The following is a 22,548-nucleotide window of genomic DNA, read 5'->3' as shown; positions in this document are numbered from 1 at the left end:
ATGTCGGTGGCCGGCCCTACTCTCGGTCGCATGCGACACGGCTTCATCTACACGGGCAGCGATCCGAACGTGGCGGTCGAACTGGCGCAGCTCGCCGAGGCATCCGGTTGGCAGGGGTTCTTCGTCTGGGAGGGCATCTGGGCGACCGACCCTTGGGCGACCCTCGCAGCCGCGGCGATGGTGACTGACCGCATCAAACTCGGCACGATGCTGACGCCGGTGCCGCGGCGCCGGCCCTGGGAGCTCGCCGGCCAGACCATGACGGTCGACCGACTCTCGGGCGGTCGCGTCATCCTGTCGGCGGGGCTCGGGGTCTCCGAGGCCGAGCCGCGCTTCTGGATCTTCGAAGACGACCCGGGGCGCAAGCACCGTGCCGAGCTGCTCGACGAGTCGCTCGAGCTTATGCAGCAGCTGTGGCGCGCCGAGCCGTTCGAGTTCGAGGGGCAGCACTATCGGGCGAAGCGCACCGACTCGATGCTGCCACCCACGATCGTGCAGCAGCCGCGCATTCCGACGTGGGTCGTGGGGCTCTGGCCGCGCATGAAGTCGATGCGCCGCGTCGCCCGATTCGACGGGTGGATCCCGAACTACGCGCCGCCGGGCAACTCACCCGAGAGCGCCGACGAGCAGGCGCGCCTCTTCACCCCCGAGATCGCGGCAGAGGCGATCGCGTGGATCCGCGCGGAGCGTGAGCGTCTGGGGCTGGCCGACCGACCGTTCGACGTGATCCAGGAGGGCACCACCACCGGTACGGATGCCGCGGCTGACGCTGCGATCGTCCGGCCGTGGGCCGAAGCCGGCGCGACGTGGTGGCTCGAGTCCGACTGGAGCGTTCCCGCAGACCGGGTCGCCGATCACTCACGCGACCGACTGCGCGCAGGCCCGCCGCTGGCGTGATCATGGCGCGGGCCGGTGTCGCGACGCACGTCTCCGATTGCACGGGCTGAGGCCGCGGCGCTCGACCGCGGCGTCGCCCCGTGCCGCTATACGAGGCCGTCGAGCGGTGCGGTGTCGCCCAGCCTGTCGTCGGAGTCGTCGGTGGTCGCCTCGCGATCGGCCTCGGCCGAATCGATCAGGTCGTCGTCGAGGTCGGGATCGAAGGGTGCATCGGGATCGCGGTCGAGGTCGAGTGGCTCTTCCAGCGGATCGACGAAATCGGTCATGATCGGGTCCTCTCCTGCGGTTGCTGCCGGTGATCCGACGCTAACGCGTCGGGCGAGCGCGCAGAAGGGGCTTGCGCGGCACGAGGATCGTGCTGCGACTCCCGCTACGTCGGCATCTATTGGCACGAGCGGGCGCGCATCACGACGGGCCGCAACCGGTCTGGTCTCTCAGACCTGCCCGAGTGGTTTGCGACGGTCGCCGAGCTTCAGGCCGAGGTGTCGTCCTTCTTGATCTCGTTGCCGTCGGCGTCGTACTCGACCCATTCCTCGCTGATCAGGGGATCGAGCGATGCGGGACGGTTGGGGTCGCGGTCGAGGCTCAGCGGCTCTTCGAGCGGGTCGACGAAATCGGTCATGATGTTCCTCCTGAGACGTCTGTGGTTCGACGTTACCGCGACTACCGACGGTTCGACAGGATCGCGCGCAATCGAGTGCGGAAGGTGGGACTTGAACCCACACGCCCGAAGGCACAGGAACCTAAATCCTGCGTGTCTGCCGATTTCACCACTCCCGCGAGTGCCCGATCATTCTAGGCGTTGCGGGTGCGCCGGCTCTGGAGCAGCCAGAGGGCGATCGTGAGTGAACCGGCACCGATCAGCGCGATGGGCAGGTCGAGGAAGAACTGCATGACGGCGAAGGCCGGGAGCAGCGTGAGCGCCGCTGCGCTCCAGGTCGACGCGGCATCCGGGCGCCGGAAGCCGTCGGGGACGGCCGTCGGAGCCGTCTCGAACCGCGCAAGCGGCATGGAGACGAGCAGCACGAGCGCGAGCACGACGACGAAGACGACGATTCGTGTCAGCCACCAGGCGGCGCTGCCAGGGGCCGGCGACAGGGGCGGGGCGAGGAGGGCGAGGCCGGCCACGGCGATGATCACCGGGAGGTGCCAGAGGTAGATCGTCATGGCGCGGGCACCGAGGAAGAAGACGCCCGCCTGCATGCGCCTGCCGCGCATGAGGGCGGCGAGCGGCCGGTGCACGAGGGTGAGCAGGCTCACCTGCGCGATGCCGAGCAGGGCGAGGGGCACGGTCGGCGGGTTGAGGTTCACGAGCATGTCGGGGGAGTACCAACCCGCAGCTACAAGCCCGGCGAGCACTGCGTAGGCGACCACGATGAGCCCGACGAGCTGGGCCGGATGCCTCGCCCTGAACCATCCGTCGGCGTACCAGAATCCGAGCTGCTGGACGAAGAGCCAGACGAAGACGAGGTTGGCGAGGCCGATCTCGTCGATGCCGGTCGCGATGCGCGCGGCGTCGACGACGACCGCACCCGTGAACAGCACGAGCATCGTTCGGGCCGGAGCGACCTCGTGCAGCCGCACCATCGTCGGGGCGAAGGACTGTGCGAGCAGGAATGCCCCGAGGAACCAGAGCGGACTGCCGACGCCCGTCGCCACCGTGTCGAGCAGGGCGGGGTCGACGCCGGCCAGCGTCGCGGTCCCGAGGGCTATCGAGAAGAAGAGGAAGAGCGGCAGCGCCGGCCGGGCGAGTCGCAGCACGCGGCCCCGCACGAAGTCGACTTGGTCGCCGCCGCGCCGTTCGAGGCTGTGCCACGCGGTGAGCGCGGTGAACCCGCCGAGGGCGAAGAAGAGCGGCATGATCTGCCCCGCCCAGGTCGCGGCGGCGAACCAGGGCTGGGCCTCGAGCGGGCGCGAGGCGATGATCGCGCCGTCGGCTCCGATGCCGACGCCGATCATGAGCAGGTGGATGACCACCACGAGCAGCACGCAGGCCACACGTGCGAGGTCGACGACGAGATCGCGCTTCGCGATGGCCGCGCGCGCGACCTCCGAGTCGAGTGAGATGCTCATGCTGCCTCCGCTTCGAGTGAGCCGATTCTAGTGAGCGGCGCGAGCGGCTCCGGTGCGCGTGGACGTGTCCGGATCCACGGCCCGCGCGGGCTTGTGGATAACTTCGGAGCGCGGCATCCGTTGCATCGCATGATGGGTGCCATGACCGACCCCGTACGCACCATCGCCGACCGGGTGCGCACCCGAGTGCTGCGCGACGGCGTCGATCTCTCCCGCGACGGCTCGGCTGCGGCGAGATACGCGCACGAAGAGGTGAGGCGCTACAGCGAGCGAGCACTCTCAGGGGCGCACGCCCAGCTCGGCGACGAGGTCGGCACGACGCGCGATGTCGTCGCCTCGATCACGGGCTACGGACAGCTGCAGCCGTTCTTCGACGACCCCGACGTCGAGGAGATATGGATCAACGCGCCGACGAAGGTGTTCGTCGCGCGCCACGGCATCGCAGAACTGACGACGGTCGTGCTGTCGGACCGCGAGGTGCGAGAACTCGTCGAGCGGATGCTGCAGCACTCGGGCCGACGCGTCGACCTCTCGTCTCCGTTCGTCGATGCGACCCTGCCCGATGGCTCACGACTGCATGTCGCCATCCCCGATGTGGCGAGGTCGCACTGGTCGGTGAACGTCCGGAAGTTCCAGCGGCGCATCCGCTCGCTCGCGGCGCTCGTCGAACTCGGCTCGCTCACGCCGCATGCCTCGGAGTTCCTCCGTATGAGCGTGCTCGCCGGAGCGAACATCCTCGTCTCCGGCGCCACGCACACCGGCAAGACGACGATGCTGAACGCACTCGTGTCGGGGGCGCGCACGGGGGATCGCGTCGTCACCGTCGAGGAGACGTTCGAACTCGACCTCGATGTGCGCGACCTCGTCGCGTTGCAGTGTCGCCAGCCGAGCCTCGAGGGAACCGGCGAGATCACGCTGCGCCGCCTGATCAAGGAGGCGCTCCGCATGCGGCCCGACCGCCTCATCGTCGGCGAGGTGCGCGAAGCCGAGAGCCTCGACCTGCTCATCGCGCTCAACTCGGGGCTTCCCGGGATGTGCACGATCCACTCGAACTCGGCGCGGGATGCGCTCGCAAAGCTGTGCACGCTGCCACTCCTCGCGGGTCGGAACATCGACTCCGCGTTCGTCGTGCCCACGGTCGCGAGCTGCATCGACATCGTGGTGCACCTCACGATCGATCGCGACGGCCACCGACGGGTCGCCGAGATCGTGGCGCCGACCGGCGAGTGCACCGGCGCTGCGGTCGACGCCGAGGCGATCTTCGTGACCCGAGGGGGCATGCTCGTGCCGACGGGCACCGCACCGGCCCGGCTCGAGAAATACCGCGCTGTCGTGCTCGACCCCGACATCGTGCTCTCGGCGGCGACCCGATGAACGCGAGCCTCGTCTTCGGCGCACTCCTCGGTCTCGGCCTGCTGTTGACCGTCTCTCCATTGCTCTGGCCGGCGAAGGCCGAGGCGGGGCGTCGCCCCGGTGCAGCCACGAGCCGCATCTCCGATGAGCTCGCGCTCGCAGGTCTCGCCGGCGTGCCGATCGCCGTGATCGTGATCGTCGCAGTGCTGTTCGCGCTCGTGGCGGGCGCGGTCGCACACGCGGTCTTCCTTGTTCCCGTCCTCACGATCGTGGCGACGCTGCTCGGCGCCGCGCTCGTGCCACTCCTCGTGCACGCCCGCGCCACCCGGCGGCGGGCGGCCAATCGAGCGGTCTGGCCCGACGTCGTCGATCACCTCGTGTCCTCCGTTCGCGCCGGCATGTCGCTCCCCGACAGCCTCGGCGCACTCGCCGAACTCGGTCCGGCGTCGACGAGGGCGGCATTCGCGTCGTTCGACGACGAGTACCGGCGCACCGGCAACTTCGGCGCGTGCCTCGATCGATTGAAGGGCGTGCTCGCCGATCCCGTTGCCGATCGCATCCTCGAGACCCTCCGCATGGCCCGAGAGGTCGGCGGCAGCGACGTGACGGCAGTGCTGCGAGGCCTCTCGGGATACCTGCGGGAAGACGCGGCGCTGCGTGCGGAGGTCGTCGCCCGGCAATCATGGATCCGCAATGCCGCGCGGCTCGGCGTGGCGGCGCCGTGGCTCCTGCTCCTGGTGCTCGCATCCCGCCCCGAGGCCATCGTCGCCTACGATTCCGCGGCCGGTGCTGCCCTGATCATCGCTGGCGTGGTGGTGACGATCGTCGCCTACCAGGCGATGGTGGCCCTCGGACGTCTCCCCGAGGAGCGCCGATGGTTCCACTGAGCAGCGTCCCCGCCCTCGGGCTCCTCTGCGGCGCCGTGCTCGGTCTCGGCCTCTGGCTCGTCGTGTCGGCGGTGCCGCGAATCGGTCGCGCCCGGCTCATCGACCGCGTGGCGCCGTACGTCGCCGACATCTCGGCCGAGGCGCGCTCCCTGCTCGCCCATCGCCCCGCCGACCCCACGCCGGTGCTCGGCATGTTCGTGCGACCGATCCTCCGAGCCCTCCGCACCGTCATCTCCGAATGGCTGGGTGGCGCGGACACCGTCGCACGACGCCTGCGACAGGCGGGTTCGACCGCCTCGGTCGAGCGATTCCGTGGCGAGCAACTCGCGTGGGGCGCTGCGGCCTTCGCGATGACCTCCGCGCTCGCGATCCTCGCCCCCTCGTTCGGCTCGCTGCCGACGGTCGTTCGCATCGCCATGCCGTTCCTCGCTGCGGCGCTCGGCGCCGTCGTGCGCGACTGGATGCTGCAACGCGCAGCTCGTCGCAGGCTCGCCCGCATCTCGGCCGAGCTGCCGACGGTGCTCGAATTCCTCACGCTGAGCCTCACCGCGGGCGAGGGCATGCTCGACGCGATCCGCCGGGTGGCTCGCCTCGGCAGCGGGGCGGGCGTGCTGCCCGAGGAGTTCGCCGCGACCGTTGCGTCCGTCGGCACGGGAGTGCCGCTCGGGCAGGCGCTCGCTCGGCTTCGCGACGACCTCGATCATCCTGCGCTCTCGCGCGCCCTCGATCAGGTGCTCGGCGCACTCGAACGGGGTGCGCCGCTCGCCTCGGTGCTCAGATCGCAGGCCGGCGATGCCCGCGACGAAGCCAAGCGCACGATCATCGAACAGGCCGGCCGCAAAGAGGTCGCGATGCTCGTTCCGTTGATCTTCCTGATCCTGCCGGTGACGATCGCGTTCGCGCTCTTCCCGGGATATCTCGTACTTCAGGCGGGCTTCTGATGGGGCGCAGCCGCACCGAACGCACGGCTCCGTGCACCGACGAAGGGGAATCACATGCGCAATCTGCTGAAGCAGCGGTTCGAGGACGAACGAGGAGACGTACCCGGCTGGGTCCTGATCACGCTCATGACGGCGGGACTCGTGATCGTGATCTGGGGCCTCGCCGGCCCCGCCCTCTCCGGCGTCTTCGATCAGGCGATCAGTCGGGTGCTCGGCGGCGTCTGAGTACGTCGCTGCTGGCGCGCACCCGCGCCCTGGCGCACGAGGAGCGCGGCTCGGCCGTCGCAGAGTTCACCATGGTGGGGGTTCTGCTCACGGTGCTCGCGCTCGCCGTGGTGCAGCTCGCCCTCGCCTTGCACGTGCGCAACACGGTGCTCGACGCCGCAGCGGAGGGCGCTCGATATGCGGCTCTCGCGGGGTCGAGCGAGGCAGCCGGCATCTCGCGCACCCGGGAGTTGATCGGTGCGGCGATCTCCGCGGAGTACGCTGACGAGGTCGTCGCCGGCCTCGGCTCGGTGGGCGGCGTTCCGATGGTTTCGGTGACCGTGCGTGCGCCACTGCCGGTCATCGGCTTGCTCGGCGTGGAGCATGCGCTGGAGGTGACCGGGCATGCGGCGCTCGAAGTGGTCGAGTGAGGCGGGGTCGGCCTCGCTCGAGTTCCTGACGGTCGGCGTCATCCTGCTCGTGCCACTCGTCTACCTGGTGCTCGCGATGTCGGCCATCCAGGCCGGCGCGCTCGCCGTCGAGGGTGCGGCCCGCCAGGCTGCCCGTGTCGCGGTGCAGGCGATCGACTCGGGCGCTGCGGACGTCGCGGTCGAGCGCTCCGTGCGAGTGACACTCGAGGACTACGGCATCGACGCCGACGCGGCATCCGTCGTCGTCTCCTGCACCCCGACCGGCGACTGCCTCGCTGCCCAGGAGCGTGTGCGGGTGACAGTCTCGGCGAGTGTGCCGCTGCCGCTCGTGCCCGAGTTCCTCTCGCTCGATCGGGCGACGAGCGTGCCCCTCGAAGGCACGGCGACCCAGACGGTGTCGCGCTTCGCGGCGAACACGAGCACGGCCGTCGAGGGTGGAAGCGGTCGATGATGCAGTGGATCCGCACGCGCCTCGACCGCGACGAGCAGGGGTCGACGCTGCTCCTCACGATCTTCTACTGCGTGCTCGGACTCTCGCTGATCATGGTCGTCGTGTCGGCGACTTCGCTCTACCTCGAGCGAAAGCGCCTGTTCACGGTCGCCGATGGTGCCGCGCTCGCCGCAGCGGAGGCATGGAGCCTCGATGCCGTGCAGGTCGAGGGCGACCACCTCTCGCTCGAGCTCGACTCGGTCGAGGTCGGGCGGGCGGCGAGCGCCTACCTCGCCGACGCCGTGCACGAGCTGCACGACGTCGAGCTCGTGCGGGCGGCATCAACCGATGGCCAGAGCGCCACGGTCACTATGCGGGCCGTCTGGTACGCGCCGATCCACACCGAGCTGCTGCCGCTCTCGGTGCCGATCGAAGTGACGGCGACGGCACGCTCGGTGTTCCACTGAGGGCGCTCGACCGGTGACCGGTGCTGGTTGACGCTGTGGTCGCACTCTCGGCGCCGGAGTTCCGCCGAACCGGCGGCGTGCGATTGACTGGAGTCATGACCGTCGAGATCTCAGACCACTTCGCCCGCATCCTCTCGTCGCCGGTGTTCGCCCACCTCGGCACCGTGCGCCCGAACGGCGAAGTGCAGGTGAACCCCATGTGGTTCGAGTTCGACCCCGAGACGCAGACGATCCGCTTCACGCACACCTCGAAGCGTGCGAAGTTCCGGAACCTCCAGGCGAACCCGCACATGACGCTCGAGATGACCGACCCCGAGAACCCGCTCAAGTACGTCGAGGTGCGTGGCCGGCTCGCCGAGGTGCTGCCCGACCCCGAGGGTGCGATGTACGTACGGCTCGGCCAGCGCTACGGCAACCCGAACGAGCAGGCGCCCGCCGACAAGGCCGACCGGGTCGTGCTCGTCATGGCGATCGAGAAGGTCAACGGGCGATGAGCGGCAGCGCCGGGCGCGGCACCAGCGGCGGCACAGGCCGGGCCGACGGCCGCCGCTACGCCTGGATCGCGATCATCGGGGTCGTGCTCTCCGTGCTCTCCCTGCTGACCCCGGCGCTCGCCTCGCTGCCACTGTCGGCGCTCGCCGTGGTGCTCGGGCTCCGCGGGCGACGCGAGGTGAGGAAGGACCCGACCCTCGTGGCCGGGTGGCTCTGGATCGGCGCTGTTGCGGTCGGCGGGTTCGTGCTCGTCTTCCAGCTCATCCTCATCGTGCTGTCGTTCGGCACGCCGACGAGCTGAGCGGCGCGACGACCGGCTGAGCGGCTCCTGGCGCCCCTCAGCGCCGCCGGTGCGGCACGTAGCGGGGAATCCACCGCCAGAGCATCGCCGCACCGGCCAGGCCGAGCACGCCGACGACCACGTTCGCCGCCATGATCGACGCGATCGAGGTCACGGCCGCGATCAGGAGCGGCGCCCCGGCGCCGCCGGTGTCGCCGATCATGCGGAAGGCGCCGAGGAACGGCGCTGGGTTCTGCTTCGGCGCGAGGTCGGCGCCGAGGGTCATGATGATGCCGCTCGTGATGCCGTTCGCGAGGCCGAGCCACACGGCGATGACCGTGAACCAGAGCGCGTTCGACGGCAGGTCGTGCGTGAAGGCGAGCGCGATGTGCCCTGCAGCCATGCCGATCATGCCGGGGATCGCGCTCCAGAGGCGCCCGAAACGGTCCATGAGCTGACCGCTCGCATAGAAGAGGGCGAAGTCGAGCGTTCCCGAGATGCCGATCACGAGCGCCGCCTGCTCGGCCGGCATGTCGATCGAGACCGACCACAGGGGCAGCATGACCGTGCGGCTCACGCGGATCGCGGCGAGCAGCCCGATGCCGGTGCCGATGCGGGCGAGCACCCCGCGGTTCTCGCGGATCGCCCGGAACACGCTGGGCGACGACTCGGCCGCCGCCTCGGCCTCGCCGGCGGTGAGCGGCGCGCCTGAGGCATCCGTCGCGCTCGAGGCATCCGGCGCAGCAGGGCTGGACGCAGCGGATGCCTCGCGCGCGAGCCGAGCGGCACCGAACACCTGCTCGGGATCGGGCAGCAGCACGAGCACGCCGACCACGGCGAAGCACGCGCCGACGAGCACCCAGAAGACGGCCTCGCTCGACCCCGTCGACGCGATGATCGCGGCGGCGACGAAGGGGCCGACGGCCCAGCCCGCGCGGAACACGCCGCCGAGCGTCGAGAGCGCCCGAGCCCGCGTGCGCACCGGCACATAGCTCGTGAGGAACGCATGCCGCGCCAGCCCGAACACGGCGGTCGCGATCCCGAGGAGGAAGACGCCGATCGCGAGGGCGGGCAGCGTGGGGGAGACGATGGCGATGAGCACGCCGATGACGGCGAGCATCGCCGCGCCGATCATCGCGTTCCGCTCGCCGATGCGGGCGACGAGCCATCCGGCCGGCAGGTCGCCGGCGAGCTCGCCGACCATGAGCATCGCGGCGATGAGGCCCGCGAGGGCGAGCGAGGCGCCGCGCTCGGTCGCCACGAGCGGCACGATCGGGATCATCGCGCCTTCACCCAGGGAGAAGACGAGGGTCGGCAGGTAGACCGGGAGGACGATCGAGCGCCACGAGAATCGGGGCGCGGAATCGGTCATCGAATCGACGCTACACCCGCGCACGCGGTGCACCACGTGGGCGGGCGACTCGCGTAGGCTGGGAGGTCATGTTGGATCTTGACCTCTCGCAGGAGATCGCCGCGCTGCGCTCCACCTTCAGCGACATTCGCGCCGTCGTCGACGTCGACGGCATCAAAGCCGACATCGAGCGGCTCTCCGAAGAGGCGGGTGCTCCCGATCTCTGGGACGACACCGCGAACGCCCAGAAGGTGACGAGCGCGCTCAGCCATCGCCAGTCCGAGCTCGCGCGCGTCACGAGCATCGACTCGCGGCTCGACGACCTTGAGGTGCTCGTCGGGCTCGCCAACGAGATGGGCGACGAAGACAGCGCCGCCGAGGCCCGCACCGAGCTCGAGTCGCTGCAGAAGGCGATCGGCGACCTCGAGGTGCAGACGCTGCTCGACGGCGAGTGGGACGACCGGCCTGCGGTCATCACCATCCGCGCCGGCGCCGGCGGCGTCGACGCGGCCGACTTCGCCGAGATGCTCATGCGCATGTACCTGCGCTGGGCCGAGAAGCACGGCTACAAGGCCACCGTCATGGACACGAGCTACGCCGAAGAGGCGGGCATCAAGTCGGCGACCTTCGAGATCGACGCGCCCTACGCGTTCGGCACCCTGAGCGTCGAGGCCGGCACGCACCGCCTCGTGCGCATGAGCCCCTTCGGTGCGGCGGGCAAGCGCCAGACGAGCTTCGCGGCCGTCGAGGTCATCCCGCTCATGGAGGAGGCGCAAGAGGTCGAGATCCCCGAGAACGACATCCGCGTCGACGTCTTCCGTTCGAGCGGACCCGGCGGCCAGTCGGTCAACACGACCGACTCCGCCGTGCGCATCACGCACCTTCCGACCGGCACGGTCGTCTCGATGCAGAACGAGAAGTCGCAGATCCAGAACCGTGCAGCCGCCATGCGCGTGCTGCAGTCGCGACTGCTCCTCATCCAGAAGGAGCAGGAGGCGGCCCAGAAGAAGGAGCTCGCGGGCAACATCACCGCGAGCTGGGGCGACCAGATGCGCTCCTACGTGCTCGCGCCGTACCAGATGGTGAAAGACCTGCGCACCGAGTACGAGGTCGGCAACCCGAGCCATGTCTTCGACGGCGACATCGACGGCTTCATCGCCGCCGGTATCAAGTGGCGCAAGCGCCCCGCCGAGTAGACATCGAGCCGAGCAGGCACCTGAACGAGCGGATGCCTCCGGCCGCGGCCGACTGAGCCGCGGCCGCTTGAGCTGCGCGCCGGCGAGCCGCGCAGTCGGTCGAGCCGCCCGCGTCGGCGCGATCAGACGCGCTCGGCTTCGACCGCCGCCGCGAGGGCTGCCGGCAGCCCGCCGATGAGGGCCGCGAGCCCGAGGTCGAACGAGCGGTCGGTCGGATGCACGCCGTGGGCTGCAGCCTTCACGCTCCGCAGGGCCTCGGCGCGGCTGAACGTCGGCGCGAGGGGCGCAGCGGTGCCCGGTGACATGATGTCGTCCGGTGCGAGCGTGTCGAGCGCCGAGCCGATGATGAACGATTCGAGCGCGACGATCGCGTCGACGGCGCCCCCGACGGGCCACCCCTCCGCCACGAATCGCTTGGTGATCGACTCGTAGTTCGCGACGGATCGCTCCTGGCCGTCGATCGCCGTGGTCGCGAGCAGCGCGATCGCGGCGGGGTGCGTGGCGAACGCCGACCGGTAGGAGTGCGCCCAGCGCAGCACCGCGTCGACGAGCGTGGTCTCGGGGGTGTCGAAGCCCGAGACGTCGAGCAGCTCGGCGACTCGGCCGCGCATGGCCCGCACGACATCGGCCTTGCCGCCGAAGTAGTGGTACAGCGCCGGGGGATGCACCGACAGCGATCGGGCGAGCGCCGCCATCGTGAATCCGTCGGGCCCGGCCGTGCGGGCGAGGCTGAACGCGGCGTCGACGATCTGGTCGGCGCTCAGCACCGGCGTGCGCGGGCGGCCCGCGCTGCGCTTGGCCGGGGAGGGACTCACAGGGCTCCTTCGAGTGGTCGACACGGGATTTGTCGATGAGCGTATTCGGGAGTAGCGTGTGCCCGAATTTAACCACATTAAATTGTGCCGCCGAAGAAGGCGGGCGAGAGAGCGAGCACACATGCACGGGGTCGTCGCGGACACCATCCTCATCGGCGCGCGCGTGATCACGATGGACCCGCGCCGGCCCGAGGTATCCGCCGTCGCGATCCGGGCCGGCCGCATCCTCGCGGTCGGCGACGCCGCCGACCTCGCCGACTACCGCGGAGCGCGCACCGTCGTGCAGGATCTCGCCGGGGCATCCGTGACCCCGGGGCTCATCGACGCGCACATGCACCCGATCCAGGGCATCGAGCTCGCGGTGGGCCTCGACTTCGGGGGAGTGCGCGAGCCCGAGACCTTCCTGCGCATGCTCGCCGACGAAACCGCTCGCGTCGCCGACGGCACGGCGGGCGGCTGGGTGCGCGGCTGGAACGTCGACTACGACCTCTTCTCGACCCTGCCGATGACCGCTGCAGCGATCGACGCGGCCACCGCCGCCGCTCCGGCGTTCCTGATGTTCTTCGACGGGCACACCGCCCTCGCGAACACCGAGGCACTGCGCCGCTCGGGCATCACCGGCGCCCGTCGCTTCGGCGACACCTCCGAGATCGTCGTCGACGAGGCCGGCCGGCCGACCGGATGCCTCCGCGAGGACTCGGCGTTCGACATCGTGCTGCGCACCGCCCCCGAGTACACCCGCGCGGAGACCCTCGAACGGGTCCGAGGCATCCTCGGCGGCCTCGCGGCATCGGGCATCACCGGCGGATGCATCATGGACGGCAACCCCGCGACCCTCGACCTGCTCGATGAGCTCGACGGCGGCGCATCCGCCGACCACGAAGCCCCGAGCGGGCTGCCCGTGCGGATCGTCTCGGCCATGGCGCACAACCCCGGCTACGACGAGGAACGCACACGCCATCACCTCGCGCAGCGCGATCGCCGGGGCAAGCGCTGGCGCGGCGGCCTCGTGAAGCTCTTCGCCGACGGCGTCATCGACACCGGCACCGGATGGCTCTACGAACCCGACACCCACGGCGACGGCGGCACCTCGTTCTGGGCCGACGCCGACGAGTTCGAACGCGTCGTGCACCGCTACGCTGCGGCCGGATTCCAGATCGCGACGCACGCGATCGGCGACCGGGCGATCGGCGAGACGATCGACGCCTACCTCGCCGCCGGCGTGCACTCGAACGGCACCGCCCCGCACCGCATCGAGCACCTCGAGTTGCTCGCCGACCGCGACCTCCGCCGCATGGCGCACGCCGGCATCACCGCGTCGGTGCAGCCCCTCCACATGCAGTGGCGGAAGGCCGACGGCTCCGACTTCTGGGCCGAACGCCTCGGCCCCGAGCGCGCCGCCCTCGGCTGGCGAGTGCGCGACATGATCGACGCCGGCGCCCCCGTGGCGCTCGGCTCCGACTGGCCCGTCGCGCAGACCGATGCGCGCATCGGGCTCGCCTGGGCGCGGCTCCGCCGCGAACCCGGCAACCGCGACGCCCCGGTGTTCGAGCCCGACCAGGTGCTCACGCCGTACGAGGCCCTACAGGGCTACACCGTCTGGGCCGCAGAGGCGCAGGGCGACCGCGATCTCGGCGTCATCGCGCCGGGCTACCGCGCCGACCTCGTCGTCTGGGCCGACAGCCCGCTCGACGTCGGTGCGGACGAATTGCTGCACCTCCCCGTGCTGACGACGATCGTCGACGGGCAACCCGTGTTCGCGGCATCCGCCGCCTGACCCCCTTCGAATCAGAGGCAACCATGCAAGACGTCGGCGCGCTCGCGCTCCTCCCCGTCGTCATCATCCTCGTCGTGGCCGTGCTCACACGGCGCACGCTGTTCGCGATGCTCTGCGGCACCCTCGCCGGTGCCGTGCTGCTCGGCGGCTGGGAGTTCTTCGACTCCTGGATCGGCTACTTCGGCACCGCCATGGCCGACGAGACCCTGCAGTGGCTCATGCTCGTCGTCGTGCTCTTCGGCATCCTGATCACGCTCTTCGAGCGCTCGGGCGCCGTCCGGGAGTTCGCGGCCTGGGCCGAGCGCTTCGTGAACTCGCGTCGGAAGTCCACCATCCTGAGCTTCCTGCTCAGCATCGTGCTCTTCGTCGACGACTACCTGAACGTGCTCACCGTCGGAACGTCGATGAAGGCCGTGACCGACCGCTACAACGTGCCGCGCACCGAACTCGGCACGATCATGAAGATGACGGCGGCGCCGATCGCGGTCATCGTGCCGTTCTCGACGTGGGCGCTGTTCTTCGCGGGCCTCCTCGAGGCGCAGGGCGTCACGGCCAACGGCTCCGGCTTCGGCGCCTACCTCCAGGCCATCCCGTTCATCTTCTTCGGCTGGATCGCGATCGCGATCGCCGCACTCGTCGCGTTCGGATGGTTCCCGAAGCTCGGCGCACTGAAGAAGGACATCGCACGAGCGGATGCCTCGGGCGACGTCTTCCCCGTCGGCACGACCGCCGAGGAGCGCGAGGCCGAGGGCGGGTTGCCCCTGCACGCCGAGGTCGGCGAGTTCGCGGCATCCGGCGACGGGGGAGCCCGGGCCGTCGCGTCCGCTCACGTCGAGACCGAGGCCGCTCCCGTCGCAACCGGGTCGACCGCCACGGCCGTCGCGACCCGTTCCCCCGAGTACGCGAAGCCCGGCCCGTGGAACTTCCTCGTGCCGATCGCCGTCATGATCGCCGTGACGATCCTCACCGAGGTCGACGTGCTGAAGGGCACGGTCGCCGCCCTCATCGTCGCCATCGTCATGTACACGGTGCAGCGACGCCTGAAGGTCAAGGGCGTGCTCGAGGCCGCGTTCGACGGCGTCGGGAGCATGCTCTTCGTCATCGTGCTCACGGCACTCGCGTTCATGGTGCAGCACATGAACATCGACCTGCACCTCGCCGACTGGGTGATCGAGTCGACCCAGCCCGTCATGAACGGCGCGCTGCTGCCCGCGATGGTGTTCCTCGTCTGCGGCGTGTACGCCTACGCGACCGGATCGTTCTGGGACCTCGCGGCCGTCATCACGCCGATCGTGATCCCCCTCGCCTTCGCGATGGACGTGAACCCGATCATCGCGGGCGCGGCGGTATTCTCGGGCGCTGCACTCGGGTCGACGACCTGCCTCTACGGCGACGGCATCATCCTCGCGTCGCGGTCGACCGGCATCAAGCCGCTCAACCTGATGACGGCGATCCTGCCGTACGCCGGCATCGCGGCTGCCGCGTCACTCGTGCTCTACCTGATCGTCGGATTCGCCGGCGTGTAGAGCCGGTCGTCCCTGAATCAGTGGGCGGCGACCCGGTTTTCCGGTGTCGCTGCCCACTTTTGCCTCGCCCTTCCTTAGGCTCGATGGCGATGATCCGCTTCGACTCCGTCACCAAGACCTACCCCGGCCAGGCGAGGCCCGCCCTCAACGACATCGGGGTCGAGATCCTCCGCGGGGAGTTCGTCTTCCTCGTGGGCGCTTCCGGCTCCGGCAAGTCGAGCTTCCTCCGGCTCATCCTCAAAGAGGAGAAGCCGTCGAAGGGCGCCATCCACGTGCTCGGTCAAGACCTGGGCTCGATCTCGACGCGCAAGGTGCCGTACTTCCGGCGCGACCTCGGCGTCGTGTTCCAGGACTTCCGGCTGCTGCCGAACAAATCCGTCTACGAGAACGTGGCCTTCACGCTGCGCGTCATCGGCAAGTCGCGCGGCTACGTGCAGTCGGCGGTTCCCGAGACGCTGAAGCTCGTCGGGCTCGACGGCAAGGGCAAGCGGATGCCCCACGAACTCTCGGGCGGTGAGCAGCAGCGCGTCGCGATCGCGAGGGCGATCGTCAACAAGCCGCAGATCCTGCTCGCCGACGAGCCGACCGGCAACCTCGACCCCGTGACGAGCGCCGGCATCATGACCCTGCTCGAGCGCATCAACGCGAGCGGCACGACGATCGTCATGGCGACCCACGAGGCCGGAATCGTCGACCAGATGCGCCGCCGCGTCATCGAGCTCTCGGCCGGCGACATCGTGCGCGACGAGCGCAGCGCCGGCTACGACGGGCAGACCGTGCGCGACGTCGACTACGTGCCGGAGCAGGCCTCCGGAGAAGCCGGAGAGTCGGCCCAGGCCGAGACCGCCATGGCCGCGGTCGCCGCTCCGAAGGTCACGCCCGAGGTCATGCGCGACGCCGAGCCGCTCTACGTCGAACCCGAGGCGACCGACGCCGTGACCGACGCCGCCGCCGAGATCACCGCGGCCGCGACGGGCACAATCCAGGTCGACCCCGAGAAGCTGAAGCCGAAGCAGGCCGGCGGTGCCGCGGCATCCGAACACCTGACGCTCGCCGAACGGCTCGGGCTCAGGGCCCCGGGAGGCCCCCGGGAAGGCGACGACGACCAGGAAGTGGGGCCGACGAAATGAGGCTCGGTCTCGTGCTCTCCGAGGCGGCGAACGGCCTTCGCCGCAACGCCTCGATGGTGGTCTCCGTCGTGCTCGTCACGTTCATCTCCCTCACCTTCGTCGGCACGGCCGCCCTCCTGCAGCTGCAGATCGGCCAGATGAAGAACTACTGGTACGACCGGGCGCAGGTCGCCGTCTACCTCTGCACGAGCGTGTCGACGACCGCCGGCTGCACCGACGGCGAGGCGACCGAGGAGCAGAAGACGGCGATCGAGGACCAGCTGTCGTCGGACACGCTGTCCAAGTACATCGACGAGTTCTACTTCGAAGACCACGATCAGGCCTTCGCGAACTTCCAGGAGCAGTTCGAGGGCACGCCCGCGGCCGACTACGTGACGCCCGAGGTGCTGAACGAGACGTTCTGGGTGAACCTCGTCGACCCGTCGCAGGCCGCGGTGCTCGTCGAGAGCTTCGCGGGCATGGCGGGAGTCGAGGGCGTCGTCGACCAACGTCGCTACCTCGATCAGATCTTCGACGTGCTGAACGCGGCGAGCTACACCGCGATCACCGTCGCGGCGATCATGCTCGTGGCCGCTGCGCTGCTCATCGCGACGACCATCAGGCTCTCGGCGTTCTCACGGCGGCGCGAACTCGGCATCATGCGCCTCGTCGGGGCATCCAATCGCTTCATCCAGACGCCGTTCATCCTCGAGGGGGTGTTCGCGGGGCTCATCGGCTCCCTGCTCGCGGGCGGGGCGGTGGTGGCGATCGTGCACTTCTTCGTGCAGGGCTATCTGGCGGAGAACCTGTCCTTCACGTTCGTCGATCTCACCGACGCGCTGATCGTCGTGCCGCTGCTGATCCTCGTGGGCGTGGTGCTCGCGGCGGTCTCGGCGGGCATCGCCATCACGAGATACCTGAAGGTCTGACCGGCCGGGTTTCGACAGGCCCGGCCGCGAGCGGCTAGACTGAACGGCTGCCTCGGATGCCCCGGGGCATCCGCATTCGACGCAAGGAGCAGGCACGTGCCCAGGGAGACCGGTCAGAAGGTCGTGGCGACCAACCGCAAGGCACGCCACGACTACACGATCGAGGACACCTACGAGGCGGGCCTCGTGCTCACCGGCACCGAGGTGAAGTCGCTGCGCGAGGGGCGTGCGTCGCTCGTCGACGGCTACGCCTTCATCGAGGGCGGCGAGATGTGGCTCGACGCCGTGCACATCCCCGAGTACACCGAGGGCACGTGGAACAACCACGCGCCGCGCCGCAAGCGCAAGCTCCTGCTGCACAAGCAGGAGATCGTGAAGATCAGCCACCGCACGAGCCAGGGCGGCTACACCCTCGTGCCACTGCAGATCTACTTCTCGGGCGGGCGCGCGAAGGTCGAGATCGCCGTCGCGAAGGGCAAGCGCGAGTACGACAAGCGGCAGGCACTGCGCGAGCGTCAAGACAAGCGCGAAGCCGATCGCGCCATGGCGAGCCGGAAGAACCTCGGCGACTGAGCTCCGCGGCGGGTTCGAACACGGGCCCGAGCGGCCGCTCCAGCCGAGGCTCGGCGGCCGCGTGTAGGCTCGGCACGATGGAGACTTCGACGCGCATCCCGGTTCCCGGCACCTACAATTTCCGCGATGTCAGCGGCCTGCCGGCGCTCACCGGCACCGTCCGCAGCGGCGTGCTGTTCCGCTCCGACGGGCTCTCCCGCCTCGGCGACGCCGGGCAGGCGAAGCTCCGCGAGCTCGGGGTCGGCATCGTCATCGACCTGCGCGACGAGAACGAGGCGGAGATGATGCCCGACGACCTCGGCGAACTCGACGTCGAGGTGCTGCGCCTGCCCGTCTTCGAAGGCTCCGGCGCGTCGCAGGGCATGGCGGGCATCTCGCTCGAAGCGCTGTACGAGCGCATCGTCACGCAGCACGCCTCGGTCGTGGTCGATGCCCTCCGCGAGATCTCGACCGCGGGCGACCGTGCGGTCGTCGTGCACTGCACGGCGGGCAAGGACCGCACGGGCGTCGTCGTGGCGCTCGCACTGCTCGCCGTCGGCGTCGACCGCGATGCCGTCGTGGCCGACTACGCCTCGACGGAAGAGAATCTCGCGGGCGAGTGGCTCGAAGGCATGATCGCGCGCATCGCGAGCTACGGGGTCGCCGATTCGCCCGCGCTGCGCACCCTCATGGGCGGCAGCCCGCGTGAAGCCATCGAGGGCGTCATCGACCTCGTCGAACGGGACCACGGCTCGGTGCGCGAGTACCTCCTCGCGTCAGGCCTCGAACTCAGCGCACTCGCCGCGCTCGAGACCCTGCTCGTCGAGCCCGCCTGAGTCGCTTCGCCCAGACGAGCATGAGCGATCGCTCACGCAGCGTCGGCCGCGAACCGGGCCTCGACGGATGCCGTGATCACGAGCAGGGCCGGCGTGAACTGCGACGGGCCGCCGCCACCGCCCGCCATGTCGGCCGAGGCGCGCATCGCGAACATCCGCTCGGCCGGGGCGCCGGGCGGCACCGGCTGAGCAGTGAGCAGCCCGGTGTCGGCGAGCTCGACCGGAGACGGCGAGCCGAGTCCGAGCGCGGCCGCGTAGACGGCGGCCTTCGCCACCGCGTCGGCGACGGCACCGCGCTGGGCGGACTCCTGGGTGCGCTTGCGCGAGGCATCCGTCAACCGCCAGTCGATGCCGCCGATGCCGACCGAGTCGCCGAGCGAGACGGTGCTCACCCAGTCGCCGAGGCGTTCGAGGTCGGTGAACACGACCTCGAGGTCGGCGCTCGCCTGGTGCACGACGGGCAGCTGCTTGCCCTCGTTGTTCCAGGGGCGGTGCGAGGAGACGCGCAGTTGGCCGGCGGACCAGGTGTCGAGGGCTCCGGATGCCTCGAGCTCGCGCACCTCGGCGATGAGCTGTTCGTGGGCGGTCGACGTGCGCGCGAGCGTCGCGTCGCGTTCGGCTCCGGATGCGCTCACCGTGAGTGAGACGGCGCCGAGCTCGGGGGCGATGCGTTCTTCGGCGGTGCCGCGCACGGCGATGACGGTAGCCACATGGACCTCCAGGTGAATCCGCTCGGGAATGGCGGAGCGGCCGCGCCTGTTCTAGACTGTAAGGCCGGGTACTCAGCGTTTCAACGATGCGCACCCGGTTCGGACTCAGGTCCATTGGAAACTCCACAGTGCGACAACGGCCCGCCAGGCTGCATGTCCAGTTCCGACTGGGCGATCGGCCACGGCGATTCATGGGGATGATCGGTTTCGACATCGTCTGCGAACCCACGAGAAGCGGGCCGAGGATCCAGGGTTATCTCGTAAACGATCTCTGGAAAACAATAAGTGCCAATGCAAAGCGCACTGACTTCGCCCTCGCTGCATAAGCGAGCTCGATAGTCCGTCAGCCCGCGGGTGTGTTCCCGCCCCGGTAGCTGGCGTCATCTAGGGAACTTGCTGCGTGTCGTCGCCTGAGCGGCACGCGGGACTTCATCAGGCTGGGCCTGTCGACCTAGATGCCTGTGGCAAAGGTCGGGGCCGAGTAGAACGCATGTACAGGCTGCGCCCGGAGAAGGCGTGGAATCACAGCGATGGACGGGGGTTCAATTCCCCCCATCTCCACACATCGGCCGTTGTCGCACAGTGAAGTCGGATGCCCGGCACCGTGTTCTCACGGTGCCGGGCATTTCCGTTGTGCCCGATCGGGGCCGCTGCACGGTTGGGACCGGTCAGGACCGGGCGGCGTCGCGCAGCAGTGCGGTCATACGACCGACGGCCGGGTGGGTGCGCATCGAGCGCTTCACCCGGAGCATGATGCGGCGTTGCACGTCGGGGTCGTCGAGGGAGACGAGGGCGACGCCGTCGGGCAGCCCCAGGGCTCCGAGCCTCGGCAGCACCGTGATGCCGACGCCGGCCGCGACGTAGTCGAACGCGGTCGCGTAGTCGGGCGCATCCAGGCGGAATCGGGGGACGAAGCCCCGCGCCGCGCAGGCCGACAGGGTGATCTCCCGGCAGGGGCCGCGTGCGTAGTCGTTGTCGACCCATGGTTCGTCGGCGAGCTCGGCGAGGCTCACCGATTTCCGCAGTGCGAGCGGATGCCGCTGCGGAACGACGACGACGTAGCCCTCGGTGCGGAGGGGCTCGATGTCGTAGCCGTCGGCGACGCCGTCGGCGACGGCCGGGTCGCGATCGCCGCGAACCGATTCCGCGACGTAGAGCTCGACGTCGGGTTCGCCGGTGAGTTGTCCGTGCTGTTCGACGAGGCTGAGCTCGAGTCTCAGGTCGGGGAACTCGGCGAGCATGGTGGCGGCGATCGCGGGCATCCACGAGCGGTTCGAGGAGGAGAAGCAACTGATGCGCAGCGTTCCGCTGCGACCGGAGCGGAGGTCATCGGCGAGCGAGTCGAAGTCGGCCAGTTGGTCGAGCACTCGCGTCGCACGATCGGCGACGGCGAGGCCGGCGGCGGTCGGCACGATGCCCCGCCCGCGCTTCTCGATGAGCGTCAGCCCCGTCTCGCGTTGCAGCGTGCTGACGTGCTGGCTGACGGCCGACGGCGTGTAGCCCAGCCGGGCAGCGGCACGGTGGATGGAGCCGGACTGCACGACGGCTCGGAACACTCGGAGGCGATGCGGATCCACCATGACCCAGATCGTACAGTGCTACTGAACGAATCGGTAGGATTGTTCGCTTGTGCTGTGGTGTTCTCGCCAGCAGGCTTGACTCATGCAACAGTCCTCGAGCGCCGCCCTCACCCAGACGCACGTCACGAAGCCTCGAGAACCGATCGGCTGGCGGGTGCTCACGGCGATGGTCGTGGTGCTCGTGCTGTGGGCGTCGGCGTTCATCGCGATCCGCGCGATCGGCGAGTCGATCTCGCCGGGCCCGCTCGCCCTCGGGCGCCAGCTCGTGGGGGCCGTGGTACTCGTGGCGATCGCCGTGGTGCGCAGGCCGCCGCTGCCCCGCCCGCGGGCGCTCGCACTCATCGCGGCATACGGGGTGCTCTGGTTCGCGGGCTACACGCTCGTACTGAACCTCGCCGAGCGTCACCTCGATGCCGGGACCGTCGCGATGCTCGTGAACATCGCACCCCTGCTCGTCGCGCTCGCCGCCGGCGTGCTGCTCAAGGAGGGATTCCCGCGACGACTCATGATCGGCATCGCGATCGCCTTCGCGGGCGTGGTCATCATCGCGATGGGCGGAATCGGGGCCGACAGCGAACCGATCGGAATCGTGCTCGGCATGCTCGCCGCGGTGCTCTACGCGGCGGGAGTGCTCGTGCAGAAGGTCGCCCTGCGCTCCGCCGACGCACTCAGCGCGACCTGGATCGGCTGCGTGGTCGGAGCGATCGTGCTGTTGCCGTTCCTGCCGCAGGCCGTCGTCGAGCTCACCGACGCTCCGACCCCCGCCGTGCTCGGAGTCGTCTACCTCGGCGTCTTCCCGACCGCTGTCGCCTTCCTGCTCTGGGCCTACGTGCTCAAGCGCAGCACGGCCGGCGCCACCGCATCGGCGACGCTGGCAGTGCCCGCGATCGTGGTGCTGCTCTCCTGGCTCCTGCTCGGCGAACTGCCGACGCTGTTCGGCATGATCGGCGGCGCGCTCTGCCTCGCGGGCGTGGCGTGGAGCCGGCGCACGCCCCGGCGGGCATGAGAATGCCGCGTGGCGCCAGGACGGCGCGCCACGCGGCATCCGTTCGTCAGCGGGCCGCGCCCGCCAGCGTGCCGGTGACCTGACCGGCGGGGTCGTAGATCACGCACGAGACGACTCGGTCGTCCATCTGCTCCCAGCTCTCCTGCGAGGGGCGGTAGGCGTAGAAACCGAGCGCCGACGAGTCGTAGGCGAGGCCGACGAAGGGTTCGAACTGCGCGAGGCAGGCCTCGTCGGACTGCGTCTGGATGACGTCGTCGCCGGGGTACTCCTCGCCCTCGAGCGTGAGGTCGAAGTACACCTCTTCGTCGTGCGGCTGGTCGCACGGCACGACCGGCACCTCGGAGACGAGCTCTTCGGAGACCTCGTTCATGCAGTCGCCGACCATGAGTGCGAAGACGTCGGCGTCACCCTCCTCGACGATCTCCTGGGTCGTCTCGTCGCGCTCGGGCTGCGGCGCCGGGCCTCCGGTGAGGTCTCGGAGGATGCTGCAGCCGCTGAGCGGGATCACGACCGCGACGGCGGCGATGGCGACGATGGCGCGCGTCAGGGTGCGGCGCTTGTGGATGTTCACGAGGTAGGGCCTCTCGGTTCGAATGGGGTCGGGATACGGGGTCGGATGACCGGGAGGGCGCACCGATCGACCGGCGCCCCCGCCCCATCCGGTTGATTTCGACGTCAGCCTATCGGGAGCCGGCGACGCGCTGCA

Annotated in this window: 26 protein-coding genes, 1 tRNA gene and 1 other RNA gene; 19 read left to right on the top strand and 9 right to left on the bottom strand. The window is 69.8% G+C overall.

Features of this window, described 5'->3' with window-relative positions; all coding sequences use genetic code 11:
• Positions 1-30 precede the first annotated feature (30 nt).
• A complete protein-coding gene (locus ESP57_RS04085; protein WP_129230624.1) occupies positions 31-897 on the top strand; it encodes an LLM class flavin-dependent oxidoreductase in 867 nt (288 codons plus the stop codon).
• An 86-nt stretch (positions 898-983) separates the two neighbouring features.
• On the opposite strand, the gene ESP57_RS04080 is transcribed toward ESP57_RS04085, so the two are convergent.
• The 4 genes from ESP57_RS04080 to ESP57_RS04070 all read right to left on the bottom strand — a co-directional run bounded on the left by ESP57_RS04080 (position 984) and on the right by ESP57_RS04070 (position 2,970).
• Entirely contained in the window at positions 984-1,163 is a 180-nt protein-coding gene (locus ESP57_RS04080) for a hypothetical protein (RefSeq protein WP_129230623.1), read from the bottom strand.
• A gap of 206 nt (positions 1,164-1,369) precedes the next feature.
• A complete protein-coding gene (locus ESP57_RS18360; RefSeq protein ID WP_157377054.1) occupies positions 1,370-1,519 on the bottom strand; it encodes a hypothetical protein in 150 nt (49 codons plus the stop codon).
• Positions 1,520-1,595: 76 nt separating this feature from the next.
• A tRNA-Leu gene (locus ESP57_RS04075) sits at positions 1,596-1,677 on the bottom strand.
• A gap of 15 nt (positions 1,678-1,692) precedes the next feature.
• Positions 1,693-2,970, bottom strand: a complete 1,278-nt coding sequence (locus tag ESP57_RS04070; RefSeq protein WP_129230622.1) for an acyltransferase family protein — start codon at positions 2,968-2,970, stop codon at positions 1,693-1,695.
• 141 nt (positions 2,971-3,111) lie between these two features.
• Here ESP57_RS04070 and ESP57_RS04065 point away from each other — a divergent pair, with 141 nt between their 5' ends.
• The 9 genes from ESP57_RS04065 (at position 3,112) to ESP57_RS04030 (ending at position 8,476) form a co-directional block, all read left to right on the top strand.
• Positions 3,112-4,344 (top strand): TadA family conjugal transfer-associated ATPase, encoded by a 1,233-nt coding sequence (locus ESP57_RS04065; protein WP_424219217.1) that lies wholly within the window; start codon positions 3,112-3,114, stop codon positions 4,342-4,344.
• Entirely contained in the window at positions 4,341-5,210 is an 870-nt protein-coding gene (locus tag ESP57_RS04060) for a type II secretion system F family protein (protein ID WP_129230620.1), read from the top strand. The genes ESP57_RS04065 and ESP57_RS04060 overlap by 4 nt, the downstream gene beginning before the upstream one ends.
• Complete coding sequence (locus ESP57_RS04055; protein ID WP_243648390.1) at positions 5,198-6,151, top strand: type II secretion system F family protein; 954 nt, start codon at positions 5,198-5,200, stop codon at positions 6,149-6,151. Before ESP57_RS04060 ends, ESP57_RS04055 begins: the two co-directional genes overlap by 13 nt.
• A gap of 54 nt (positions 6,152-6,205) precedes the next feature.
• The gene (locus ESP57_RS18355) at positions 6,206-6,376 is read left to right on the top strand and encodes a hypothetical protein (protein WP_165877364.1); all 171 of its coding nucleotides are present in this window, start codon (positions 6,206-6,208) and stop codon (positions 6,374-6,376) included.
• A gap of 29 nt (positions 6,377-6,405) precedes the next feature.
• Positions 6,406-6,786, top strand: a complete 381-nt coding sequence (locus ESP57_RS04050) for a TadE/TadG family type IV pilus assembly protein (RefSeq protein WP_279387788.1) — start codon at positions 6,406-6,408, stop codon at positions 6,784-6,786.
• Complete coding sequence (locus ESP57_RS04045; protein ID WP_056009864.1) at positions 6,761-7,237, top strand: hypothetical protein; 477 nt, start codon at positions 6,761-6,763, stop codon at positions 7,235-7,237. The genes ESP57_RS04050 and ESP57_RS04045 overlap by 26 nt, the downstream gene beginning before the upstream one ends.
• Positions 7,234-7,683, top strand: coding sequence for a pilus assembly protein TadG-related protein (locus ESP57_RS04040; RefSeq protein WP_129230618.1), 450 nt, complete (start codon positions 7,234-7,236; stop codon positions 7,681-7,683). The genes ESP57_RS04045 and ESP57_RS04040 overlap by 4 nt, the downstream gene beginning before the upstream one ends.
• 95 nt (positions 7,684-7,778) lie before the next feature.
• The gene (locus tag ESP57_RS04035; protein ID WP_056009859.1) at positions 7,779-8,177 is read left to right on the top strand and encodes a PPOX class F420-dependent oxidoreductase; all 399 of its coding nucleotides are present in this window, start codon (positions 7,779-7,781) and stop codon (positions 8,175-8,177) included.
• Positions 8,174-8,476, top strand: a complete 303-nt coding sequence (locus ESP57_RS04030) for a hypothetical protein (protein ID WP_129230617.1) — start codon at positions 8,174-8,176, stop codon at positions 8,474-8,476. Before ESP57_RS04035 ends, ESP57_RS04030 begins: the two co-directional genes overlap by 4 nt.
• 37 nt (positions 8,477-8,513) lie before the next feature.
• Here ESP57_RS04030 and ESP57_RS04025 read toward each other — a convergent pair whose 3' ends face one another.
• The gene (locus ESP57_RS04025; RefSeq protein ID WP_115957454.1) at positions 8,514-9,827 is read right to left on the bottom strand and encodes an MFS transporter; all 1,314 of its coding nucleotides are present in this window, start codon (positions 9,825-9,827) and stop codon (positions 8,514-8,516) included.
• A 68-nt stretch (positions 9,828-9,895) separates the two neighbouring features.
• Here ESP57_RS04025 and prfB point away from each other — a divergent pair, with 68 nt between their 5' ends.
• Complete coding sequence (gene prfB / locus ESP57_RS04020) at positions 9,896-11,002, top strand: peptide chain release factor 2 (RefSeq protein ID WP_115957456.1); 1,107 nt, start codon at positions 9,896-9,898, stop codon at positions 11,000-11,002.
• Positions 11,003-11,124: 122 nt separating this feature from the next.
• Here prfB and ESP57_RS04015 read toward each other — a convergent pair whose 3' ends face one another.
• Positions 11,125-11,817: a TetR/AcrR family transcriptional regulator gene (locus tag ESP57_RS04015; RefSeq protein WP_056009851.1), complete on the bottom strand. Its 693-nt coding sequence runs from the start codon at positions 11,815-11,817 to the stop codon at positions 11,125-11,127.
• Between the two features lie 121 nt (positions 11,818-11,938).
• Between ESP57_RS04015 and ESP57_RS04010 the strand changes: the two genes are divergently transcribed.
• The 6 genes from ESP57_RS04010 (at position 11,939) to ESP57_RS03985 (ending at position 18,546) form a co-directional block, all read left to right on the top strand.
• On the top strand, positions 11,939-13,594 hold the full coding sequence (locus ESP57_RS04010) for an amidohydrolase (RefSeq protein WP_129230615.1): 1,656 nt from the start codon (positions 11,939-11,941) through the stop codon (positions 13,592-13,594).
• 23 nt (positions 13,595-13,617) lie between these two features.
• Complete coding sequence (locus ESP57_RS04005; RefSeq protein ID WP_129230614.1) at positions 13,618-15,120, top strand: Na+/H+ antiporter NhaC family protein; 1,503 nt, start codon at positions 13,618-13,620, stop codon at positions 15,118-15,120.
• Positions 15,121-15,209: 89 nt separating this feature from the next.
• Complete coding sequence (ftsE, locus tag ESP57_RS04000; protein ID WP_056009845.1) at positions 15,210-16,250, top strand: cell division ATP-binding protein FtsE; 1,041 nt, start codon at positions 15,210-15,212, stop codon at positions 16,248-16,250.
• Positions 16,247-17,158, top strand: coding sequence for a permease-like cell division protein FtsX (ftsX, locus tag ESP57_RS03995; protein WP_056009843.1), 912 nt, complete (start codon positions 16,247-16,249; stop codon positions 17,156-17,158). Before ftsE ends, ftsX begins: the two co-directional genes overlap by 4 nt.
• Before the next feature lie 96 nt (positions 17,159-17,254).
• Entirely contained in the window at positions 17,255-17,731 is a 477-nt protein-coding gene (gene smpB, locus ESP57_RS03990) for an SsrA-binding protein SmpB (RefSeq protein WP_056009841.1), read from the top strand.
• Between the two features lie 77 nt (positions 17,732-17,808).
• Entirely contained in the window at positions 17,809-18,546 is a 738-nt protein-coding gene (locus ESP57_RS03985) for a tyrosine-protein phosphatase (protein WP_056009839.1), read from the top strand.
• A gap of 32 nt (positions 18,547-18,578) precedes the next feature.
• On the opposite strand, the gene ESP57_RS03980 is transcribed toward ESP57_RS03985, so the two are convergent.
• Complete coding sequence (locus ESP57_RS03980) at positions 18,579-19,256, bottom strand: SIMPL domain-containing protein (protein ID WP_165877363.1); 678 nt, start codon at positions 19,254-19,256, stop codon at positions 18,579-18,581.
• 193 nt (positions 19,257-19,449) lie between these two features.
• Here ESP57_RS03980 and ssrA point away from each other — a divergent pair.
• Positions 19,450-19,820: a transfer-messenger RNA gene (ssrA, locus tag ESP57_RS03975) on the top strand.
• Between the two features lie 104 nt (positions 19,821-19,924).
• On the opposite strand, the gene ESP57_RS03970 is transcribed toward ssrA, so the two are convergent.
• Positions 19,925-20,836 (bottom strand): LysR family transcriptional regulator, encoded by a 912-nt coding sequence (locus tag ESP57_RS03970; protein WP_129230612.1) that lies wholly within the window; start codon positions 20,834-20,836, stop codon positions 19,925-19,927.
• 82 nt (positions 20,837-20,918) lie between these two features.
• On the opposite strand from ESP57_RS03970, the gene ESP57_RS03965 reads away from it, so the two are divergent.
• Entirely contained in the window at positions 20,919-21,842 is a 924-nt protein-coding gene (locus ESP57_RS03965) for a DMT family transporter (protein ID WP_129230611.1), read from the top strand.
• Between the two features lie 46 nt (positions 21,843-21,888).
• Here the strand turns inward: ESP57_RS03965 and ESP57_RS03960 are convergent, their stop codons facing one another.
• A complete protein-coding gene (locus ESP57_RS03960; protein WP_115957470.1) occupies positions 21,889-22,413 on the bottom strand; it encodes a septum formation family protein in 525 nt (174 codons plus the stop codon).
• Positions 22,414-22,548: the final 135 nt, after the last annotated feature.

It is taken from the genome of Agromyces fucosus, from assembly GCF_004134865.1.
Classification (GTDB): domain Bacteria; phylum Actinomycetota; class Actinomycetes; order Actinomycetales; family Microbacteriaceae; genus Agromyces; species Agromyces fucosus.
Note: the sequence above shows the minus strand (reverse complement) of the source record. Positions and strands in the feature narration are given on the sequence as shown.

Excerpts from the sequence above, each read along its gene's own strand:
- ESP57_RS04085 (WP_129230624.1), top strand. The coding sequence starts at position 31 with ATGCGACACGGCTTCATCTACACGGGCAGCGATCCGAACGTGGCGGTC.
- ESP57_RS04080 (WP_129230623.1), bottom strand. The coding sequence starts at position 1,163 with ATGACCGATTTCGTCGATCCGCTGGAAGAGCCACTCGACCTCGACCGC.
- ESP57_RS18360 (WP_157377054.1), bottom strand. The coding sequence starts at position 1,519 with ATGACCGATTTCGTCGACCCGCTCGAAGAGCCGCTGAGCCTCGACCGC.
- ESP57_RS04070 (WP_129230622.1), bottom strand. The coding sequence starts at position 2,970 with ATGAGCATCTCACTCGACTCGGAGGTCGCGCGCGCGGCCATCGCGAAG.
- ESP57_RS04065 (WP_424219217.1), top strand. The coding sequence starts at position 3,112 with ATGACCGACCCCGTACGCACCATCGCCGACCGGGTGCGCACCCGAGTG.
- ESP57_RS04060 (WP_129230620.1), top strand. The coding sequence starts at position 4,341 with ATGAACGCGAGCCTCGTCTTCGGCGCACTCCTCGGTCTCGGCCTGCTG.
- ESP57_RS04055 (WP_243648390.1), top strand. The coding sequence starts at position 5,198 with ATGGTTCCACTGAGCAGCGTCCCCGCCCTCGGGCTCCTCTGCGGCGCC.
- ESP57_RS18355 (WP_165877364.1), top strand. The coding sequence starts at position 6,206 with ATGCGCAATCTGCTGAAGCAGCGGTTCGAGGACGAACGAGGAGACGTA.
- ESP57_RS04045 (WP_056009864.1), top strand. The coding sequence starts at position 6,761 with ATGCGGCGCTCGAAGTGGTCGAGTGAGGCGGGGTCGGCCTCGCTCGAG.
- ESP57_RS04040 (WP_129230618.1), top strand. The coding sequence starts at position 7,234 with ATGATGCAGTGGATCCGCACGCGCCTCGACCGCGACGAGCAGGGGTCG.
- ESP57_RS04035 (WP_056009859.1), top strand. The coding sequence starts at position 7,779 with ATGACCGTCGAGATCTCAGACCACTTCGCCCGCATCCTCTCGTCGCCG.
- ESP57_RS04030 (WP_129230617.1), top strand. The coding sequence starts at position 8,174 with ATGAGCGGCAGCGCCGGGCGCGGCACCAGCGGCGGCACAGGCCGGGCC.
- ESP57_RS04025 (WP_115957454.1), bottom strand. The coding sequence starts at position 9,827 with ATGACCGATTCCGCGCCCCGATTCTCGTGGCGCTCGATCGTCCTCCCG.
- prfB (WP_115957456.1), top strand. The coding sequence starts at position 9,896 with ATGTTGGATCTTGACCTCTCGCAGGAGATCGCCGCGCTGCGCTCCACC.
- ESP57_RS04010 (WP_129230615.1), top strand. The coding sequence starts at position 11,939 with ATGCACGGGGTCGTCGCGGACACCATCCTCATCGGCGCGCGCGTGATC.
- ESP57_RS04005 (WP_129230614.1), top strand. The coding sequence starts at position 13,618 with ATGCAAGACGTCGGCGCGCTCGCGCTCCTCCCCGTCGTCATCATCCTC.
- ftsE (WP_056009845.1), top strand. The coding sequence starts at position 15,210 with ATGATCCGCTTCGACTCCGTCACCAAGACCTACCCCGGCCAGGCGAGG.
- ftsX (WP_056009843.1), top strand. The coding sequence starts at position 16,247 with ATGAGGCTCGGTCTCGTGCTCTCCGAGGCGGCGAACGGCCTTCGCCGC.
- ESP57_RS03985 (WP_056009839.1), top strand. The coding sequence starts at position 17,809 with ATGGAGACTTCGACGCGCATCCCGGTTCCCGGCACCTACAATTTCCGC.
- ESP57_RS03970 (WP_129230612.1), bottom strand. The coding sequence starts at position 20,836 with ATGGTGGATCCGCATCGCCTCCGAGTGTTCCGAGCCGTCGTGCAGTCC.
- ESP57_RS03965 (WP_129230611.1), top strand. The coding sequence starts at position 20,919 with ATGCAACAGTCCTCGAGCGCCGCCCTCACCCAGACGCACGTCACGAAG.